This is a genomic window from Fodinibius sp. GM108 (genome assembly GCF_058386985.1).
In genome coordinates this window covers 136367-153374 of record NZ_JBYEIR010000008.1, presented here as the reverse complement: position 1 = coordinate 153374, position 17008 = coordinate 136367, and the positions used below count along the sequence as shown (strand labels likewise).

The 17008-nt window shown below is 43.4% G+C and carries 15 protein-coding genes and 1 tRNA gene; 7 read left to right on the top strand and 9 right to left on the bottom strand.

Going from position 1 to position 17008, the window contains the following annotated elements; translation table 11 throughout:
- Window positions 1-57 precede the first annotated feature (57 nt).
- From ACT3ID_RS15460 to ACT3ID_RS15435, 6 genes are all read left to right on the top strand, one after another.
- Window positions 58-318, top strand: a complete 261-nt coding sequence (locus ACT3ID_RS15460) for a hypothetical protein (RefSeq protein ID WP_491542952.1) — start codon at window positions 58-60, stop codon at window positions 316-318.
- Between the two features lie 163 nt (window positions 319-481).
- Window positions 482-569: transfer RNA gene (locus ACT3ID_RS15455), tRNA-Leu, on the top strand.
- A gap of 475 nt (window positions 570-1044) precedes the next feature.
- A complete protein-coding gene (locus ACT3ID_RS15450; protein ID WP_491542951.1) occupies window positions 1045-1422 on the top strand; it encodes a response regulator in 378 nt (125 codons plus the stop codon).
- An 82-nt stretch (window positions 1423-1504) separates the two neighbouring features.
- On the top strand, window positions 1505-3520 hold the full coding sequence (locus tag ACT3ID_RS15445) for a M1 family metallopeptidase (RefSeq protein ID WP_491542950.1): 2016 nt from the start codon (window positions 1505-1507) through the stop codon (window positions 3518-3520).
- 533 nt (window positions 3521-4053) lie between these two features.
- Complete coding sequence (locus ACT3ID_RS15440; protein ID WP_491542949.1) at window positions 4054-5748, top strand: sensor histidine kinase; 1695 nt, start codon at window positions 4054-4056, stop codon at window positions 5746-5748.
- On the top strand, window positions 5738-6442 hold the full coding sequence (locus ACT3ID_RS15435; protein ID WP_491542948.1) for a response regulator transcription factor: 705 nt from the start codon (window positions 5738-5740) through the stop codon (window positions 6440-6442). Before ACT3ID_RS15440 ends, ACT3ID_RS15435 begins: the two co-directional genes overlap by 11 nt.
- 582 nt (window positions 6443-7024) lie before the next feature.
- Here the strand turns inward: ACT3ID_RS15435 and ACT3ID_RS15430 are convergent.
- From ACT3ID_RS15430 to ACT3ID_RS15415, 4 genes are all read right to left on the bottom strand, one after another.
- Window positions 7025-7591, bottom strand: coding sequence for an NADPH-dependent FMN reductase (locus ACT3ID_RS15430; RefSeq protein ID WP_491542947.1), 567 nt, complete (start codon window positions 7589-7591; stop codon window positions 7025-7027).
- Between the two features lie 111 nt (window positions 7592-7702).
- Window positions 7703-9097, bottom strand: a complete 1395-nt coding sequence (locus ACT3ID_RS15425; protein ID WP_491542946.1) for a replication-associated recombination protein A — start codon at window positions 9095-9097, stop codon at window positions 7703-7705.
- A 96-nt stretch (window positions 9098-9193) separates the two neighbouring features.
- Entirely contained in the window at window positions 9194-10744 is a 1551-nt protein-coding gene (locus ACT3ID_RS15420; protein WP_491542945.1) for an acyl-CoA carboxylase subunit beta, read from the bottom strand.
- A gap of 11 nt (window positions 10745-10755) precedes the next feature.
- Window positions 10756-12450, bottom strand: coding sequence for a DUF8457 domain-containing protein (locus ACT3ID_RS15415; protein ID WP_491542944.1), 1695 nt, complete (start codon window positions 12448-12450; stop codon window positions 10756-10758).
- A 165-nt stretch (window positions 12451-12615) separates the two neighbouring features.
- Between ACT3ID_RS15415 and ACT3ID_RS15410 the strand changes: the two genes are divergently transcribed.
- On the top strand, window positions 12616-13245 hold the full coding sequence (locus ACT3ID_RS15410; protein WP_491542943.1) for an ABC transporter ATP-binding protein: 630 nt from the start codon (window positions 12616-12618) through the stop codon (window positions 13243-13245).
- Window positions 13246-13669: 424 nt separating this feature from the next.
- On the opposite strand, the gene ACT3ID_RS15405 is transcribed toward ACT3ID_RS15410, so the two are convergent.
- From ACT3ID_RS15405 to ACT3ID_RS15385, 5 genes are all read right to left on the bottom strand, one after another.
- On the bottom strand, window positions 13670-14563 hold the full coding sequence (locus ACT3ID_RS15405) for an MBL fold metallo-hydrolase (RefSeq protein ID WP_491542942.1): 894 nt from the start codon (window positions 14561-14563) through the stop codon (window positions 13670-13672).
- A gap of 241 nt (window positions 14564-14804) precedes the next feature.
- Complete coding sequence (locus ACT3ID_RS15400) at window positions 14805-15176, bottom strand: co-chaperone GroES (protein ID WP_491542941.1); 372 nt, start codon at window positions 15174-15176, stop codon at window positions 14805-14807.
- A gap of 242 nt (window positions 15177-15418) precedes the next feature.
- On the bottom strand, window positions 15419-15988 hold the full coding sequence (locus ACT3ID_RS15395; RefSeq protein WP_491542940.1) for a hypothetical protein: 570 nt from the start codon (window positions 15986-15988) through the stop codon (window positions 15419-15421).
- Between the two features lie 461 nt (window positions 15989-16449).
- Window positions 16450-16614, bottom strand: a complete 165-nt coding sequence (locus ACT3ID_RS15390) for a DUF1328 domain-containing protein (RefSeq protein ID WP_491542939.1) — start codon at window positions 16612-16614, stop codon at window positions 16450-16452.
- 23 nt (window positions 16615-16637) lie between these two features.
- Entirely contained in the window at window positions 16638-16838 is a 201-nt protein-coding gene (locus tag ACT3ID_RS15385) for a hypothetical protein (RefSeq protein ID WP_491542938.1), read from the bottom strand.
- Between the last annotated feature and the right edge of the window lie 170 nt (window positions 16839-17008).

Genomic DNA, 17008 nt, shown 5'->3' with positions numbered 1-17008 from the left:
AGATGAGTTTCTCTTCTGAATTTGACTATTATTTCCAGCTCTAATCAAGGGGTTATTATGAAAAAATCAATCAACAGAACGCTTAAGATCATGATCGAAACGGATCATCTTTCCGGATCAGACCTCAACAGCATTGAACAGTGGGAGAATGAAGGTGGATTGCCAAGCAGCACATCTGGGTTGCTTAAATCTTTAAGACCCCTAAAACGTGGAGAAATTTTTGAAGTAAAAGGTGGCGACTTTCACAATAAAAACGGGCAGCTTTATTATGCGGCAGAGATTGAAATTTTATCTCTTGCGGATAAAGACGAGGATTAAAAGCTGGGACGCCAATTAATCTGAAAAGAATGTTGTAGTTGTAATCTGCAAACTGTTATATTTAGCGTCTCTTTTTTGACAACTATTTTCAAATAATACCCGATTAATCATCTCTGTGACAGAGCTCCGGAGGACTAGGTTTGGGTTCAATATTTGAATATTTGCCCGAGTGGCGGAATTGGTAGACGCGTCGGACTTAAAATCCGATGGGCATCTAAATGCCCGTGCCAGTTCGAGTCTGGCCTCGGGTACTTTCTATAACGCCTTGTCAGCCAACATAATACGGGTTGCAAGGCGTTTTTTTCTTTTATATTATAGCTTCTTCTGTGAAGGGCTCTGATATTCTCAAAATAAGGAAAGCCCCACAGCTATCAACTGTGAGGCCCTAAGAGAGAGGCGCTTAAACAAATAAGCGCATTAAAAAGTCAAAATTTTATTACTTAAATGCAACTATTTTTACCACAAAAATTTCCTTTTTTATAAGTCACAAGAGTTGATCGATGTGTGATTCCCTAAAAATTTGTGCTTTTTAATGTGTTTTCAATAACCTACCTTTAATAAAATTACAAATATATCTTCTACAGTGGCTTTTCAATTACATCATAGTTCTATTTTAGATATTGTTAAGTCATTCCGTACTCTCTGATACCAAAAAACATAAATAGATTGTCTTATATCTCGATTTTGCTATTTTAAACTATTATCAAAAAATGATAATCTATATATATGAGTGAAGCGAAAAAGGTCATAATTGTCGAAGACGATCTAATTCTGAACCTACTGTATGAAAGTTATCTTGAGCGGTTGGGCTTTCAGACTGAAGGGGAACTTGTGTATGGTAAGACAGCCATCGAGACAGCAAAAAAAATAAATCCCGACTTGATCATTATGGATATTTCGCTGGAGGGCGAAATTGACGGGATCGATGCAATGAAAGAAATTCGTAAGTTTTCGGAGGTACCCGTAATCTATATTACGGGGAATTCAGATCCCTACCATGTAGAACGTGCCGAAAAAACAAACTATCTGGATTATTTGACAAAACCTATCGAGTTTGAGGATTTAAGAAAATCCGTGCAAAAACATTTTGCGCTGGAAACCTGATATTCGAATCCCCCTCCACAATACTTTTCAACTTTTCATCAAAGATTACATAGCCATGCCCCTATCCTCCAAAACAAACCATTTGGTAACGCTTTTAATTACTGCCTCACTCCTGCTGTGGGGATGCCGAACTGCAGAAAAAACAACATCTGACGAACAACGAGAGACAGAAGAGACTGAACAGGTCAGCGAGGAGACGACACACAAACTTCCTTCTGAATTTAACCGGCCGGTTCCAAACCCGATTACCAATGAAATTCCCAATGCTTTTTTCAATGCTATTGATCAAAATACGCGCACTATGTCCGGCGAACCAGGCAGTGAATACTGGTCGCAATGGACAAACTACGAGCTGAATGCAGAGCTTATTCCCTCCGATACACTGCTTAAAGGTGAGGGTACTATTACCTATTATAATAATTCTCCTGATACGCTAAACCAACTTCTCCTGGAACTTGCGCAAAATGTTCACAAAGAAGGCGTGATACGCAATGAAGCTCAAGAAGTAACGGGCGGCATTAACCTTGAAAAGATAGCTGTGGGCGACAAGGAATTAAATGAGTTACAATCACCAAAAGATCGAACGGGATATGCTGTCAATGGAACACAATTCATTGTACGAACAGGACAGGCTATCCTTCCCGGCGATTCGATCGCTATACAAGTGGCCTGGAACTTCAAAATTCCTCAACAAGGGATCGGGGGACGCATGGGATATAGTGAAGACAACCTTTTCTATATAGGCTATTGGTATCCGCAAATGCGGGTATATGATGATGTTATCGGCTGGATGGCGGACCCGTTTCGAGGAAATGCAGAATTCTACCACGGATTTGCCAATTACGATGTCGATATTACTGTGCCGGAGCAATGGTTGGTAGGTTCTACAGGACAACTGACAAATGCTGAAGATGTTTTGACCGATGAAGTTTTTGATCGGATGCAGGAGGCATATTCCAGCGATTCAGTGGTCAATGTTGTTTCTGAGGATGATTTCGGAAATGTTACCAAATCAAATGGAGATAATCCGATAACCTGGAGCTTCCGCGCCGATACAGTACGTGACTTTGCTTTTAGCGCTACCAAAGAGTCTATTTGGGATGCCACACGTGCCAGTGTGGGTGATCGCGACGGCGACGGACAAGAAGATTATTCGCAGATTAACGCTATCTATCGCAGCTCGGCGCCTCTGTGGACGAATGGTGCAGAATTCACGCAACATGCTCTTTCATTTCTTTCGGATTATACCGGACTTCAATATCCATGGCCGCATATGACTTCGGTTGAAGGCGGCGGTATTATCGGAGGCGGGATGGAGTTTCCCATGATGACCATCATCGGTTCGTATCAGGGACAACCTGCCCAAGCCCTTTATGCAGTTATCGCACACGAACTTGCCCATATGTGGATACCTATGATCGTAAGTAACAACGAACGTCGTTATGCATGGATGGATGAGGGAACGACTACCTTTAACGAAAATCAGGCGAAAAAAGCCTATTATCCTGAAGGACCAGATTTTGATCAGCAGGAGTTTCAAAGTTATCTGCAAATTGCCGGGTCCGATATGGAAGGTCCGATAATGCGGTGGTCAGATTTTCATTATAATGGCTTTGCCTACGGTATTGCCTCGTATCCCAAACCTGCTGCTATGTTAGAGAGCCTGCGAAATCTTTTGGGAGAAGATACTTTCGATGAGGCGCTGCGCACATTTATTGATCGCTGGAAATACAAGCATCCCTATCCCTGGGATCTGTTCAACACGTTCGAAGATGTTGCAGGACGTGATCTCGACTGGTTCTGGAGAGCCTGGTATTATAAAACGTGGACACTGGATCAAGCAGTAGGTAAGGTAACAACTGCAGATAATGAAACGCATATAATCATTGAGGATCACGGAGAGGTCCCGATGCCGGCTACGGTTGCAATCACCCTGAGCGATGGATCTACCATAAGAGAGACAATTCCGGTTGAAACATGGCTTAAAGGTGCCACACAAACAACGATCACAGTCGAGGGGGAAGCAACTCAAGTGGAAATTGATCCGGAGAATCATTTCCCTGATACGAATCGAGAAAACAACAGCTGGAAGCAATAACGGGTACTTCTTACCGCTAAGTTCCTTTACTCGTCCCGATGCCTGTCCTTCGTAGCTTTAGCGTAGTTGGACTCCACGTCGGGACAGTAATTAAACGCTCTGCGTTTGTTCGCTATTGGTTAGAAGTTTTCTATGGACGCAGAGCGTCCACTGTTCTTCAACCGCAAAGCGACTGAAGGAGATGAAAGATGCTGCTTTTTAAAAAAAGCTATAGCAACGTAGAAGTAAGTAACTCTTAGAGTCTCGGTTTTAGCAGGTAAGGTGAACAAAAGATAACAGATGAAGCCATCCACCCTAGCTCCCTCCCTATAAGAGATGGTAATCTATTATTTCATTCTGAAATTTTCCTTCAGGATCTATAAAAGTGACTAAGGATATCATAAACCCCCTAAGACAATAACTTTAACTTTTCATGTACCCTTTTTTTATTTTTCAGGTGCTTAGTTTTAAAACCCGTAAAAATAAAGTTTATAAACCTTTAATTTTTTTTACTTTCACAGTATCGCCAAGCTATTACTGATTAACTGATTATTATGAAACGTTACGGCTCACTTCGCTGGATCTTACTGGCCGCAGGTGTTATTACAATTCTCGGGCTAACGGGTATGAATGTATACTCCCTGTATGCTCTCAAGGAACACACCATAGAATCGGACCGGGAAAATAAAAAACTGCAAATTGCAGAGTTTGCCGACCGCCTCCGCTATCGTTTTTTTAAGGATTTCCATGGTTTGGGATCCTCAGATATTAATCGTCTGGAAGACTACTTTCACCAAACCGGTGCTTTTACAAAAGAAGTAGTCCAGCTGCTGGATGAAGCTGCAGCCGATAAAATGTATGAAGGAATTTATTTTGTTCCTTCAGAAACCGATGTCTGCCAACAAAATGATCCAATTCTACAGTATAATTCCAGCAGTAATCAGTTTTCACGTAACTCGGAGTATACTGAAGTCGTTTGCGACGGAATGGGTATTGCCCGCACGCAAATGAAGAGTTTGATCAACGAGTACCAATACAATAATAAAGTAATTTTTGATTCCCATCGCAGTATTACCATAGCACTGGTAAACCCCTCCGATCAGTCTATCTTTGGTTACTTGATAATGCCCTTTAATCAAGATTACCTGCGGAATACCTTTTTACCCCGCCAAATTACCGAAAAGTTCGGGGCGGCTGAACAATCGGGGCTGAATGTCTGGTTGCGCGACTGGACAAATAACGAAATCATTGCCAGCAGTGATACCAGCATAACCTATAAACGAGAGAATATTCAGTTCGAGCAAAACTTCCCCGATTTTTTCGATTACTGGAAAATAGAAGTGGCTTTTACCGATCAATCTACAGTGGCCGCTTCGAACGCATCATTGGTTAAAAATTTAATCGTGCTGGTGGCTGCTATGCTGCTGTTGCTGGGGGCTCTTGTTTTTATGTTCAGATCTGCTCAAAAAGAACGGGCACTGGCAGAACGTCAGGCTGAATTCCTTGCTAATGTAACTCACGAGTTAAAAACACCTTTATCAGTAATGCAGGCAGCAGGAGAGAATCTGGCTGACGGACGTGTAAAAGATCAGGACCGGCTTCAAAGTTATGGAAATCATATTTTTGATGAATCGATACGACTGCGCAAAATGATAGAAAAACTGCTGGATGTGGCAAAAACAGATGGCGGACAGTCACTTATAGAGCCTAAACCGGCAGATGTCAGCGAGCAAATATATAGCTATTTAGATGAACATCAGAAATATATCGAAGACAAAGGATTTTCTGTTGAAACTGATATCAGCAGTGATATTCCACTTATTATGGTCGATACAAATAGCTTTGATACTATTCTCAGCAACCTTGTGGAAAACGCTATCAAGTATAGTGATGACGAGAAATATTTAGGCATCCGATTAAAAAGGAATAACGACAAGGTAGAACTTTACGTCGAAGATCATGGAATTGGGATTCCACAGCAAGATCTATCTAATATATTTGATAAATTCTATCGTGCTGAAGATTCTTTGACGGCTAAAACGAAAGGACACGGACTGGGTCTTTCTATCGTAAAAAACCTTGTGGAATTAAATGGAGGTAACATAGAAGTTGAAAGTGAACCGGGAAAAGGATCCACTTTTATTGTATCTTTTCCCATTCTCGTCGAGGATCCCGATACACCTCTCGCAGAAAATGATCAAATTAGATCTGAGTCAATAACCGAAGAGTCTGAAAAATATGTCAGCTGAATCTAAGAAAATTGTTATCGTTGAAGATGAACCAAGCTTGGTTTTTACTCTCCAGGATACGTTGGAAAATGAAAATTATGAAGTTTTTGTAGCCAAAAAGGGCGATAACGCTATAGATATCGTCAAAAAAGAAAATCCTGACCTAATGATTCTCGACCTAATGCTGCCGGGGATGAGCGGCTATGATGTATGTCGCAAAGTCAGAGGAATGAATTATACATTTCCGATCATCATGCTTACGGCCCGCGATCAGGAAATTGACAAGGTTACAGGATTGAATATCGGGGCCGATGATTACATTACCAAACCCTTCGGCGTCAAAGAGCTGTTAGCACGTATCCAGGCGCGTCTCCGCCGCTCTGACAAATATGCGAATATGACTCCGGTCAACGAGGTGGATCTTGATCCTATTCATATTGACCTGAAAAACGCCTCCGTTGAGCATCCGGAAGAGGGAGAGTTGGAGCTTACGACGCGCGAAGTGGAACTGGTGCGGTATCTGGTAGCCCATGCCAATGAGCCGGTATCCCGCGACGCCCTGCTCGAAAATGTCTGGCGATATGAATTCAGCACCAATACCCGCACGGTGGATGTGCATATTTCCAAGTTGCGTTCGAAGATTGAGATGACTCCTGATGATCCGAAGTATCTGGTAACGCTCCACGGCGTGGGGTATATGCTTAAGATGAGTTGATTAAACTTTCAGACGGACGACCAGCAACGGTTGACGGTTGTGGCACAACCGAACGCTCGCACCTTTTTTTACCACTAAGACTCAGCGCACGAGGTTGTTGTATTTTGGCTACAGATCTGCACTGATTATCCTTTTCTTCGTTCCGAAGCTCCTGCTTCGGAACATCTTTGAATAAGCTCTGCTTCCAACAGCTATTTATATCCCTAAGCAGAAGCTTATGAATGAGATAAAAACTCTCTATTCCTATCTCCTTTCCGCTGCTCTGAGCTGAAATCTTTTTGACGCTCAGCATCGTTTTTAATCCTAACCTCGCAACCTGGACTCATAACCAAACGCGGAGCATTTACCCCGTGTCCCGACGCAGAGCCCAATTAAGCTAAAGCTACGAAGGACAGGCATCGGGACGAGTAGTAATCCCCGTACCTTATGTTATACTCAGTCGTTCTTTATAGAATGCTCAGTCGGAGCAGCGCTCCGACCTACATTTTTATCCGAACTCATAGTTGTGAGGAGGTTGTACCTCCGAACAAATATCCTCGGGAGTACAACTCCCTCGGAACATTCTACTTTACACTTCTTTTACTAATTAGATATCAGCGACTCATCCTGTTGGAGATCGCGAATAAATTGGGGAAAACCCTCGATTTGCGACATCAGCAACTGCTGTTGCAGCTTATTTTTAATACCTTTCTCCTCATCAAAATTTTCACTTACACGAGAGATAAAAACACGCTCTGGAAATATATGAGCATTGCGATAGCCCATCACTTGCTGCAGCTGCTCGACCGCGCGCATAGCCCCAAAAGCACCGTTGGCTTCTCCGATCATAGCAACCGGCATTTTGTCCAAACTTCCCGGGAACGGCATATAATCAATAAAAAGCTTCAGGATTCCGGGATAACCACCATTGTACTCGGGACACACAACCACTAATCCGTCGGCATCAACGGCTTGTTTAACAAATTCATCTACGTCCGGCAATTCTTCGCCGTATTTTCCCCCACTTACCTGCTCCAGAGGAAAATCCTGCAGGTCTATAATATCGGCATCAATTCCTTCTTGCCGGTACAGTCTCTGTACATACTTCGAAATGCGAAGCGCATTGGAATTGGGACGATCGGTCCCGCTTATAATTCTTATATCTATCATAAATTGGTTGTCTGACTTCTGACGTACTAGACTAAAAGATACTGTTTTTGACACAAAATAATTCCAGTTTGTCACCTAAGGATTGCGGGCACAACAAGCTAACTGTTAAAATCAATCAGAATTGTCTTTCTTCTGCGCCTCGGCATATGCTTCTTTAATAGCTTCCAGCCGATCCCAAAGCTTACCTTCACGTCCGATATCGCCTGGCTCATACCACTCTTTATCCCGTACCTCCTCGGGCAGATAATCTTGCGGCGTCCAGTGATGGTCGTATGAATGGGGATAATGATAATCATCCGAAGCATTTTCTACACCGAGATAACGCGACTGCTTGGAGTTGGCCGTTTTATCCCGAAGATGAGGCGGAACAGGACCGATGCCGTTCTGCTGAATCTCACTGCGAACTGAAAAAATGGCGCCTGTGCTATTACTTTTCGGAGCCAGTGCCAAATAAATACAGGCATGAGCAAGAAAATAAAAACCCTCCGGCATCCCGCACTTGGTAAATGCTTCATGGGCTGCATTTACCAATGACAACGCATGAGGATCCGCCATCCCCACATCTTCAGAGGCAAGAATAAGCATCCGCCGAAACAGAAAGTTGGGATCCTCCCCGCCCTCCAGCATCGCTACCATCCAATAGAGAGCTGCATCAACATCAGATCCGCGCATCGATTTGATGAAAGCTGATGCATAATGATAGTGCTCATCGCCGGTGCCGTCGTAGCGCACGCTCCGCTTCTGAATACACTCTTTTGCCACTTCCAGGTCGATGTGAATGACTCCATCTTCATCAGGTTCGCTGGACAACACTGCCACCTCAAGTGCATTGATGGCATTGCGAATATCCCCACCGGCAAATTCAGCCAGGTGACGTTTTGCGTCGCCGGTCACTTCTACATCCTTACTGCCCAGCCCGCGCTCTTCATCCTCAAGTGATCGGTCGATCATTGTGAGCACGTGATCAACAGTAAGATCATAAAGCTCAAACAGCTGACACCGCGAAAGCAGCGGGCTTACCATCGAATAAAACGGATTTTCGGTCGTGGCTCCGATAAGAGTTATTACTCCTGATTCCAGGTGGGGAAGCAGGGCATCCTGCTGGGCTTTATTCCAGCGATGAATTTCATCCACAAACAAAATGGTTTTACGCCCGTTCATCTGCTGAATCTTCTCCGCCTTTTCCACTACCTGACGCAGATCCTTGATACCATCCAGTACCGCATTAAGTACCGTAAACTCGGCATTGATCTCCCGCGATATCACATGAGCCAGCGTAGTTTTCCCTGAGCTAGGCGGACCGTAAAAAATAAGGGAGCCAATAACACCTGATTCAATCATCCGCCGCAACATCTTTCCTTCGCCCACAATATGCTCCTGCCCCACAAATTCCTCCAGCGACCGGGGACGCATTCTGGTGGCCAAGGGCTCGTGCGGGTTTACAAAATCAGATTTTGACTGCCGGCTCTCTGCTCCACCAGCTTCTTCTTCGTTAAACAAGTCCATTGTTACAGGTTGAACGTTGAATGTTTAAGGTTGGCTACTCTAATAATAAACTTATTCAACAGAATTAACATTCAACATTTAACCTTTAACGTTCAACTACAGGGGAAGATTATCGTGTTTTTTCTGAGGAATGTTTTCCACCTTGTTTTCGGTGACTTCAAGAGCGCGAATTAACTTTTCCCGCGTTTCGCCAGGTAGAATTACATTATCGATAAATCCCCGCTCGGCCGCTTTATATGGATGCGCAAACTCCTCTTTATAATAGTCAATGAGCTCCTGCTCCTTGGCCTCGGGATCATCGGCATTTTGTATCTCTTTGCGGAAGATGATCTCAACGGCTCCCTTCGGACCCATGACCGCAATCTCGGCCGTCGGCCAGGCTACGTTATAATCCGCACGAATATGCTTTGAGTTCATCACATCGTACGCACCGCCATACGCTTTTCGGGTAATGACGGTCATTTTCGGCACTGTCGCCTCACAAAAAGCGTACAACAGCTTCGCACCATGCTTGATGATGCCGCCCCACTCCTGATCAGTGCCGGGCAAGAAGCCGGGTACATCCTCGAACGCTACCAGCGGAATATTGAAAGCGTCGCAAAATCGCACAAAGCGTGCCCCCTTCAGTGAGGCATCAATATCGAGCACGCCCGCCAGCGACAGCGGCTGATTGGCCACAATCCCAACACTTCGTCCATCAATACGAGCAAAACCCACGACGATATTATTGGCATAATGCTCGTGAACTTCCATGAATGAGCCTTTATCCACAATTCCGCCAATAACTTCTTTTATGTCATAAGGTTTATTGGGATTGTCCGGGACAATGTCGTCAAGCTTTTTGGCCTTGGCGGAATCCGGTGCTTTGGGTTCCGCCCGCGGCGGTTTTTCCTCACAATTCTGTGGTACATAAGCCAGCAGTTTACGCAGCTCCTGCAGGCAAATAGCGTCATTTTCTTCCGCGAAATGCGCTACGCCCGACTTCGTGCTGTGGGCACTGGCCCCGCCCAGTTCTTCCGAGGTAACTTCTTCATGGGTCACCGTTTTCACCACATTCGGTCCGGTAACAAACATATAGCTGGTATTTTTAACCATGAACACAAAATCGGTCAGGGCCGGACTATATACCGCCCCACCGGCACATGGACCCATCACCGCCGAGAACTGTGGTACCACTCCCGATGCCATACTATTGCGCCAAAAAACTTCGGCATAGCCTCCGAGCGATGAAACCCCTTCCTGGATACGGGCTCCGCCCGAGTCGTTGAGTCCGATAATGGGCACACCATTTTTCATGGCCATATCCATCACCTTGCAGATCTTTTCGGCGTGTGTTTCGGAAAGAGATCCGCCGAAAACGGTAAAATCCTGGCTGAATACATACACAGGACGACCGTGGATTTTCCCGTGTCCCGTTACTACGCCATCGCCGGCAATCTTTTTATCATCGAGACCGAATTTATCGCTGCGATGAGTGACAAAGGGATCAATTTCTTCAAAAGAATCCTTATCAAGCAGCAAATCCAGGCGCTCGCGGGCAGTAAGCTTGCCTTTGTCATGCTGTCTCTCAATTCGTTTTTCGCCCCCGCCTTTTTTTGCATCTTCCCGTTTTTTCTTAAGCCGCTCAATTTTTTTGTCTGAAGTCATTCAGTCTCTTTTTAATTTTGATTTTGTTTCCCAATAAAATAGCTCTGCAGCTGATCTGTAAAACTTACTGCCGCTTCGGAATACATATCCACAAGATTCCGCTTAAAAATATCCTTCTCGATATATTTACTGGCCTGTCGCCAAGAGTCATAAGTCGCAACTTCTTCAACCGCTTCATCAAATGCGCGTTGAGAACCACCGAATATCTCTTCTACAAATAATTTACGTTCTCCCGAAAGCTGATCCTGTAACGCCTCAATTTCTTTTTCAGAAGCATCCTCTTCCGTCAGATCAATGATAGGATCGTCAATAAATCCTTCTTCTACCTCTTCCTCCTCTTCGCGCTGCTGTTGTTCATACTCTGCTATCTCCTCATCGCTCATATACCGCATCCAGATGGGGGTATCCTCATCTTCTTCTAACGTTAAATTCTGCGTTTGACCCTGTGGCTGATTCTTTTCATTTGTTGTCTGATCCGATTCTGCGGGAGCTGTTTCTTCCTGATAATCAGTTTGTTTTGAGGAAGTATCCCGCTTAATGGCTTTCTGATCCGACAATTCTTCTTTTTCTGCAGGTCTTTCCTTTTGGGGAAATTCTGATTTTGAATTAAAATCATCTTCTGATTGCTCCTTAAACCTGGCATTCAGGGAGTCATCTTCTTCGGATTCTTCCTCTTTGTACCCTGGTTCATCTTCCTCATCCGCAAAAAAACTGTTCCACGTCTTTTCTTGTTCTTCTTCCTTCGCTTCTACTTGCGACTCCGATTCTTCAAAATTTTTAGTTGGGTTGTTCTCATTTGATTCTTCAGAATCATCGGATGCATCGGGCCCTTCCGCTTGTTTCTGAGTATCCCCGCTATCCTTTTGCTGAGAGGGGCTCCTTTTAGGTGATTCCGTATCCCCTGGCTGTTCTCTGCCCGTTGATCCACCAGAAGAAGGTTGATCTTTAAATAAGTTAGACTGATCATCTTCGTATCCCTGAAAATCCAGCAGATCGGGTGAAGAAAGTATTTCAATAAGTTCCGCACGGGTGAGGGAAGCATTCATCAAATCGAATTTACGCGCCACGCGTGGTTTATCCCGATCTTCGAAAAACAACCGTAATAAATTGGTATCAATCTCTCCATCAACCAATTTAAAAAGTGGTTCAAGCATCTGCGCCCAGTTGAGTGGAGAGTACTGTGCCGTTAACTTCTCATCAGCCTTTGCAATAATTTTTTTGCACCGGTCTTTCGAAAGTTCATCCCGCTCTTTCTTCTCCATATACCGACAAACGAGTTTTGAAAAGTGCCGGTACACTACGACCGCTTTCAGTCGCTCCCTTATCTCGTTATAACTGAGATGGGTATCATTTCCGAAAATTACTTCTGGTACATTTTTACGAGGCTGTACCAGCATTTCCAGGATATCGGCCACGGCGGTCTCGATCACTGTTTTACCATAGCTGGCCGGCAGACGTGCTTCGGCCTGAATGGCATTCACAAAATTCTTCCAAGCCCGCTGTACAGCATCAGACTGTGTGTTAGCCCAATCTGATTTGGGAATCATCAAAGATTCCTCGAGATTGCGCTCAAGCTCGATTTTTATCCTGTTTACAAGAAATGGTGGAAATCCCCACGACCGAAGTTTATCCGGCCGATAATATTGATCGTTATCCGGTAACCGGTCGACAAATCGCTGTGTTATTTGCTGAATATTTCGTTGCATAATTGGGAAATATATTGTCTAATGAGAGGCAATACAACTTTGGAATTGCAATATGTAAAATCCTGCTTATCTATTGCAATTTTAGTTTAGATTTTCTGAAATCTATCTCAAATTTACTGCTTAAATTTTCATTTGGGATTTATCACTGCCTTATTACCTTTGGCTATGATTTCGTTACACGTTTTACAGCTCGCAAAATCATTTGGACATACCACCGTTTTTACGGATGTGTCATTGAATTATAGCGGCAACACGCTCGGCATTGCCGGCCCCAACGGATCGGGAAAGTCAACCTTTTTGAAATGTCTGGGAAATCTGCTTCGTCCCTCTTCGGGAGAGATCAAATGGAAAAAAGATAACGATCTTTTGTCACAGAAGCAGTACCACAACATTCTGGGCTATGCTGCTCCATACATCAACTTATATGATGAACTCAGCTGTCGAGAAAATCTTTCATTTTTGGCTGATCTCCGGCACGAGTCAATTTCTGAGTCCACGATTGGTTTTTGGATTAAAAAAGTAGAATTAGGACATGTTGCGGATCAGCCATTCGGAAAACTTTCGACGGGGCAGCAACAGCGGTTGCGGCTGGCCTCTGCCCTGTTTCATGGTCCGGAAATTTTACTATTGGATGAGCCGGGCTCGAATCTTGATGAAGCGGGACGAGCACTCATCACGGAAATCGCTGATGAGTTTCGCTCATCAGCTAAAATGCTAATCATTGCTTCAAATAATCCTGAGGAATTGAACCTGTGCGATCGCATCTTTTCGATCGAACAAGAGGCGTTTGCGTGATATAACCGTGGATCTTCGCGATTTTCTTACCACTAAGTCACTCAGAGCACTAAGGTTGTTTTTATGAATTGGTCACAGATCTGCACAGATATTTTTTGCCGATAGTTGTGAGGGAGTTGTACTCCCGAACTGTATTTGGTAATGGTTCGAGGGTCCAACCCTCTCACAACTAATAGCGGCAAACGTCAGTAAGCAGCTTTTTACCTATTTTGAAACTGCATCTGTGTATATAGATCAATGCTACCTAAAACCACACATTTCGCCCTGGCAGCACTCCTGTACATTAATACCGCAATGACCACATTGCCCGTGTCCGTGTACCCATACTAAAGGAGCCTGTTCACCACAATAGACACAGCGACGTTCTTTATCAGCAGACTCAACTGCTTTTTGTTTTTTTGAGATACTGGTATTCATATCCAAATCAGGATTCTTGAACTTCCTCATAAGCAACTTCCAGATTTTCGGCTAAAGTCCAGAAATCAGCATACAGAAAATCCTCAAAACCTTCGAGCATTTCCTTGTCGGTAATCTCCTCTTTGCTCTTGCCCTGCTCAATTCCTGTTCGTACATGCTCAAGAATCGATGAAAGATAATCGGCCATAACTCCCAGATCATCTCTGTCCCCAGTCACCTCATACTCCGGATTAGCATGTCCGAATATATAAATGGCATCTGCGGGATACTCATCAGCTACTGTATTTAAAATCTGGACCCAGTTTTCCATTGAAGCTCCCGAGGGCCTGTCGGTATAGGGATTCATCCTGTTAAAAACCAGATCTCCCATATGCACCACATTCGCTTTTTCGAAATAGATGACCGAATCACCACTTGTATGCCCGCGTCCATAGTATTTGGCGTGGATGATTTCATCTCCCAGATCCATCTGCCAGCTGTCTGAGTAAGTTGTTGAAGGATAAGCTGTATTTGGTTCATCATCACTCTCTTCATTGGCTTTCTTCATCAGGTCCGGAACATTCTGATGAGCAACCATCTTTTCGGCTACATTTTCAAAAACCGGATTCCCTGATGTATGGTCACCATGATGATGAGTATTAATCAGCAGATTCAGCGGATGGTCACTTCGATCCTTCAATCCGTTAAGAACGTTCTGTGCTGTCTGGGGAAACTGCGAATCAACAACCGCTGTAGCATTAGGGGATGCCAGCCAGCCGATAGTGCCTCCCTGCTCGGTATAGTACCCGACATTCCGGCGAAGAGCAGTAAAATTATTTTGGTTATGAGCTAATAACGACTTTTGAAAAGGAAGTACAGCAGCGACAAGTGAAGTACGGCGCAGAAATTGACGTCTATCCATGACTTTGTGGATTTGTTATGGATTTAACTCTTGCTTCTTCTGCAATAATCTATAAATCCTGAACCAAGAGTACAATTCTGCTTAAAATAGCCGCATATTTACGCGTTTTTTCACCACTAAGGCACTAAGTTGGTAGTCAACTCAATTTATTAGATAACAGCTGAGTGCTGTAAGTTGACAGCTCTATTCACTTTTTTTCCTCGTGCCAACTCAAACTTCCATATCATCAACAACCAATTTTTCAAAGCGCCATATCATCCCGAATCAACAGCAAGATAGCAGCATGGGGGCAAATAAGATACTTCTCGTTTTCAAACTCAATTTCATGTGTTTTATCCTTGATGAAGATCGCCAAATCCCCTTCTTCGGCCTGCATGCCGATATATCTGGTTTCGCTGGTCTCTTTCCAAGCTTCATCCACCTCATTCGAGGGAATAGGATATCCCGGTCCGGTTTTAACAACGTAACCGCTGTGGATTTCTTCTTTTTCTTTTACCGTAGCTGGTAATACAAGTCCGCTTTTCGTACGTGTCTCCATATCACGAGGCTTAATCAGCACCCGATCGCCAACTACAATGAATTTTTCAACAGAGTTAAGATATTCTTGAATCATTGGTTATTCTTTGCTTCGATATAATTTCAAACGGACTAAAGTTAACTTCTTTATCGAACAATCTGAACTCCAAATTTATCTAATATAAACGAAGGTTTGTTAACAGAGATTATACCGATATCAAAAATAGAAAGGAATAATATAGAAGATAAGCATACCGAGTGCTCTGCTATCTTCACACAACAGATCTAGTCTCCAATACTGAAAAGTCCAGAGCTAAATAGCATTCAACGGCGATTGACTTATCCCAAGACAAAAAATCGCTTTACACGAATTTTTCGTGATCGCCACCGCAAATTGTCGATAAAGTCAGGAGAAAGATCAGAAACCTGTTCGCTCTCTTCCTGTTGCTCGGGCAGTTCAACCTTTGATTCATCAAGCTGCAGGTTATCCAAAAACAGTTTAATCTGCGATCGGTTATAATGGACATATTGCTTTTCCAGGGCCTGGATAATTGACGACCACAGTTCTGGTTTGGCCGACCATTCAATACCGAGTCCAATTGCGTTAGCCGGATCTTCTTCCCGCAGACAAATATTCAACCGCTCTTCGACATCGGTGGGTACAGGTTCGTGTCGGAGCAATTTGGGACCTAAATCCTCATCATTTGCCAGCGGAAAAAAGCTTTTCCACATCTGATTGGTATAGGGATGATGATAGTATACTTCGAAATTTTTCGAATCCTTTCGAAGCTGTTTCATTTCGCTTATCAGGGATATCTGCTTGTCGTGGTCGATGATATACATAACAAAACTCACTTTTGATGTTTTAATTAACCCCACAAGCCAACCGGGATTATAAAACACAATCATATTGAAAAAATGACTTCCTATCCAAATATAATCTTCTACAATGGGTAATAGCCTGGGGTAAATAATACCGCAGATGTAGAATAGATAGGACGGAATGTCATAAATTTTAACATCAAAAGATGAATTTTGTTCCGAATTTTAATCAGTATTTCTCTTTTAAACTTCAGCGAAGCAGGCAGGTTTTGGTCTAGATAACCTTCTGACACTCATAGAAAAAAAGACAAAGCAACAATAGAATGCCAGATCCCCAACAGTAAGGTTACAGCAGAACCTATCGGGAAAAGGCTTTAGGATGAGCCGCGGTCTTTCGAAGTCCTCGTATATATTCCCTTACGGCTGCCGTTTCCAAAAATAGACTCTGAGAACTGTTTACAGGCTATATATTGGTATAGCTCAAAATTGAGTTGTAATTTAATGGTTGAGGAATCCGAATAGATAGTCAGAGATCTTATTCCCCCAATTCACACAGCCGATCGCCGACCAAATATCAGGGAAAGCACAAATAATACAATGAAAATGTAAAACAAAATTTCTGCAATGCCGGCAGCAGTCCCTGCAAGACCTCCAAATCCTAATACCGCTGCAATAATTGCGATGACCAAAAATGTAATACTCCAGCGTAACATAGCGACCTCTTCTCTTAATTTTGTTATTCTTTCGATGCTCTGATTATTAAAATTCCTGCCACAAGAACTATTGCTGAGATAATCATTGGCATGGGATCACCCTTGCTTACTGCTACATCAACCCCGAGCAAACTAAAACTTTCAGATTCATTAATATAATTAACCCCCGTAATGAGAAGCGCTATAAACCCTCCTACCGAAAATAACCAGCCTACGTATCTCATAATCTCTACCCTCTTTTATTGTAATTGTTAAACAACAGTACCTCTCTCTGTCTTTAGATATATTTTAATAATCTATCCTGCTTTTTGTTCCCATTATTAAATTTATCTAAACCCTGACCTTTGCGATTGCAATCGGTCACAGAATCCTTCATTATACCTTCTATAAATTA

What these genes read in the sequence shown, in the direction of transcription:
- ACT3ID_RS15460 (WP_491542952.1), top strand. Translation starts at nt 58, where the DNA reads ATGAAAAAATCAATCAACAGAACGCTTAAGATCATGATCGAAACGGAT.
- ACT3ID_RS15450 (WP_491542951.1), top strand. Translation starts at nt 1,045, where the DNA reads ATGAGTGAAGCGAAAAAGGTCATAATTGTCGAAGACGATCTAATTCTG.
- ACT3ID_RS15440 (WP_491542949.1), top strand. Translation starts at nt 4,054, where the DNA reads ATGAAACGTTACGGCTCACTTCGCTGGATCTTACTGGCCGCAGGTGTT.
- ACT3ID_RS15435 (WP_491542948.1), top strand. Translation starts at nt 5,738, where the DNA reads ATGTCAGCTGAATCTAAGAAAATTGTTATCGTTGAAGATGAACCAAGC.
- ACT3ID_RS15430 (WP_491542947.1), bottom strand. Translation starts at nt 7,591, where the DNA reads ATGATAGATATAAGAATTATAAGCGGGACCGATCGTCCCAATTCCAAT.
- ACT3ID_RS15425 (WP_491542946.1), bottom strand. Translation starts at nt 9,097, where the DNA reads ATGGACTTGTTTAACGAAGAAGAAGCTGGTGGAGCAGAGAGCCGGCAG.
- ACT3ID_RS15420 (WP_491542945.1), bottom strand. Translation starts at nt 10,744, where the DNA reads ATGACTTCAGACAAAAAAATTGAGCGGCTTAAGAAAAAACGGGAAGAT.
- ACT3ID_RS15415 (WP_491542944.1), bottom strand. Translation starts at nt 12,450, where the DNA reads ATGCAACGAAATATTCAGCAAATAACACAGCGATTTGTCGACCGGTTA.
- ACT3ID_RS15410 (WP_491542943.1), top strand. Translation starts at nt 12,616, where the DNA reads ATGATTTCGTTACACGTTTTACAGCTCGCAAAATCATTTGGACATACC.
- ACT3ID_RS15405 (WP_491542942.1), bottom strand. Translation starts at nt 14,563, where the DNA reads ATGGATAGACGTCAATTTCTGCGCCGTACTTCACTTGTCGCTGCTGTA.
- ACT3ID_RS15400 (WP_491542941.1), bottom strand. Translation starts at nt 15,176, where the DNA reads ATGATTCAAGAATATCTTAACTCTGTTGAAAAATTCATTGTAGTTGGC.
- ACT3ID_RS15395 (WP_491542940.1), bottom strand. Translation starts at nt 15,988, where the DNA reads ATGATTGTGTTTTATAATCCCGGTTGGCTTGTGGGGTTAATTAAAACA.
- ACT3ID_RS15390 (WP_491542939.1), bottom strand. Translation starts at nt 16,614, where the DNA reads ATGTTACGCTGGAGTATTACATTTTTGGTCATCGCAATTATTGCAGCG.
- ACT3ID_RS15385 (WP_491542938.1), bottom strand. Translation starts at nt 16,838, where the DNA reads ATGAGATACGTAGGCTGGTTATTTTCGGTAGGAGGGTTTATAGCGCTT.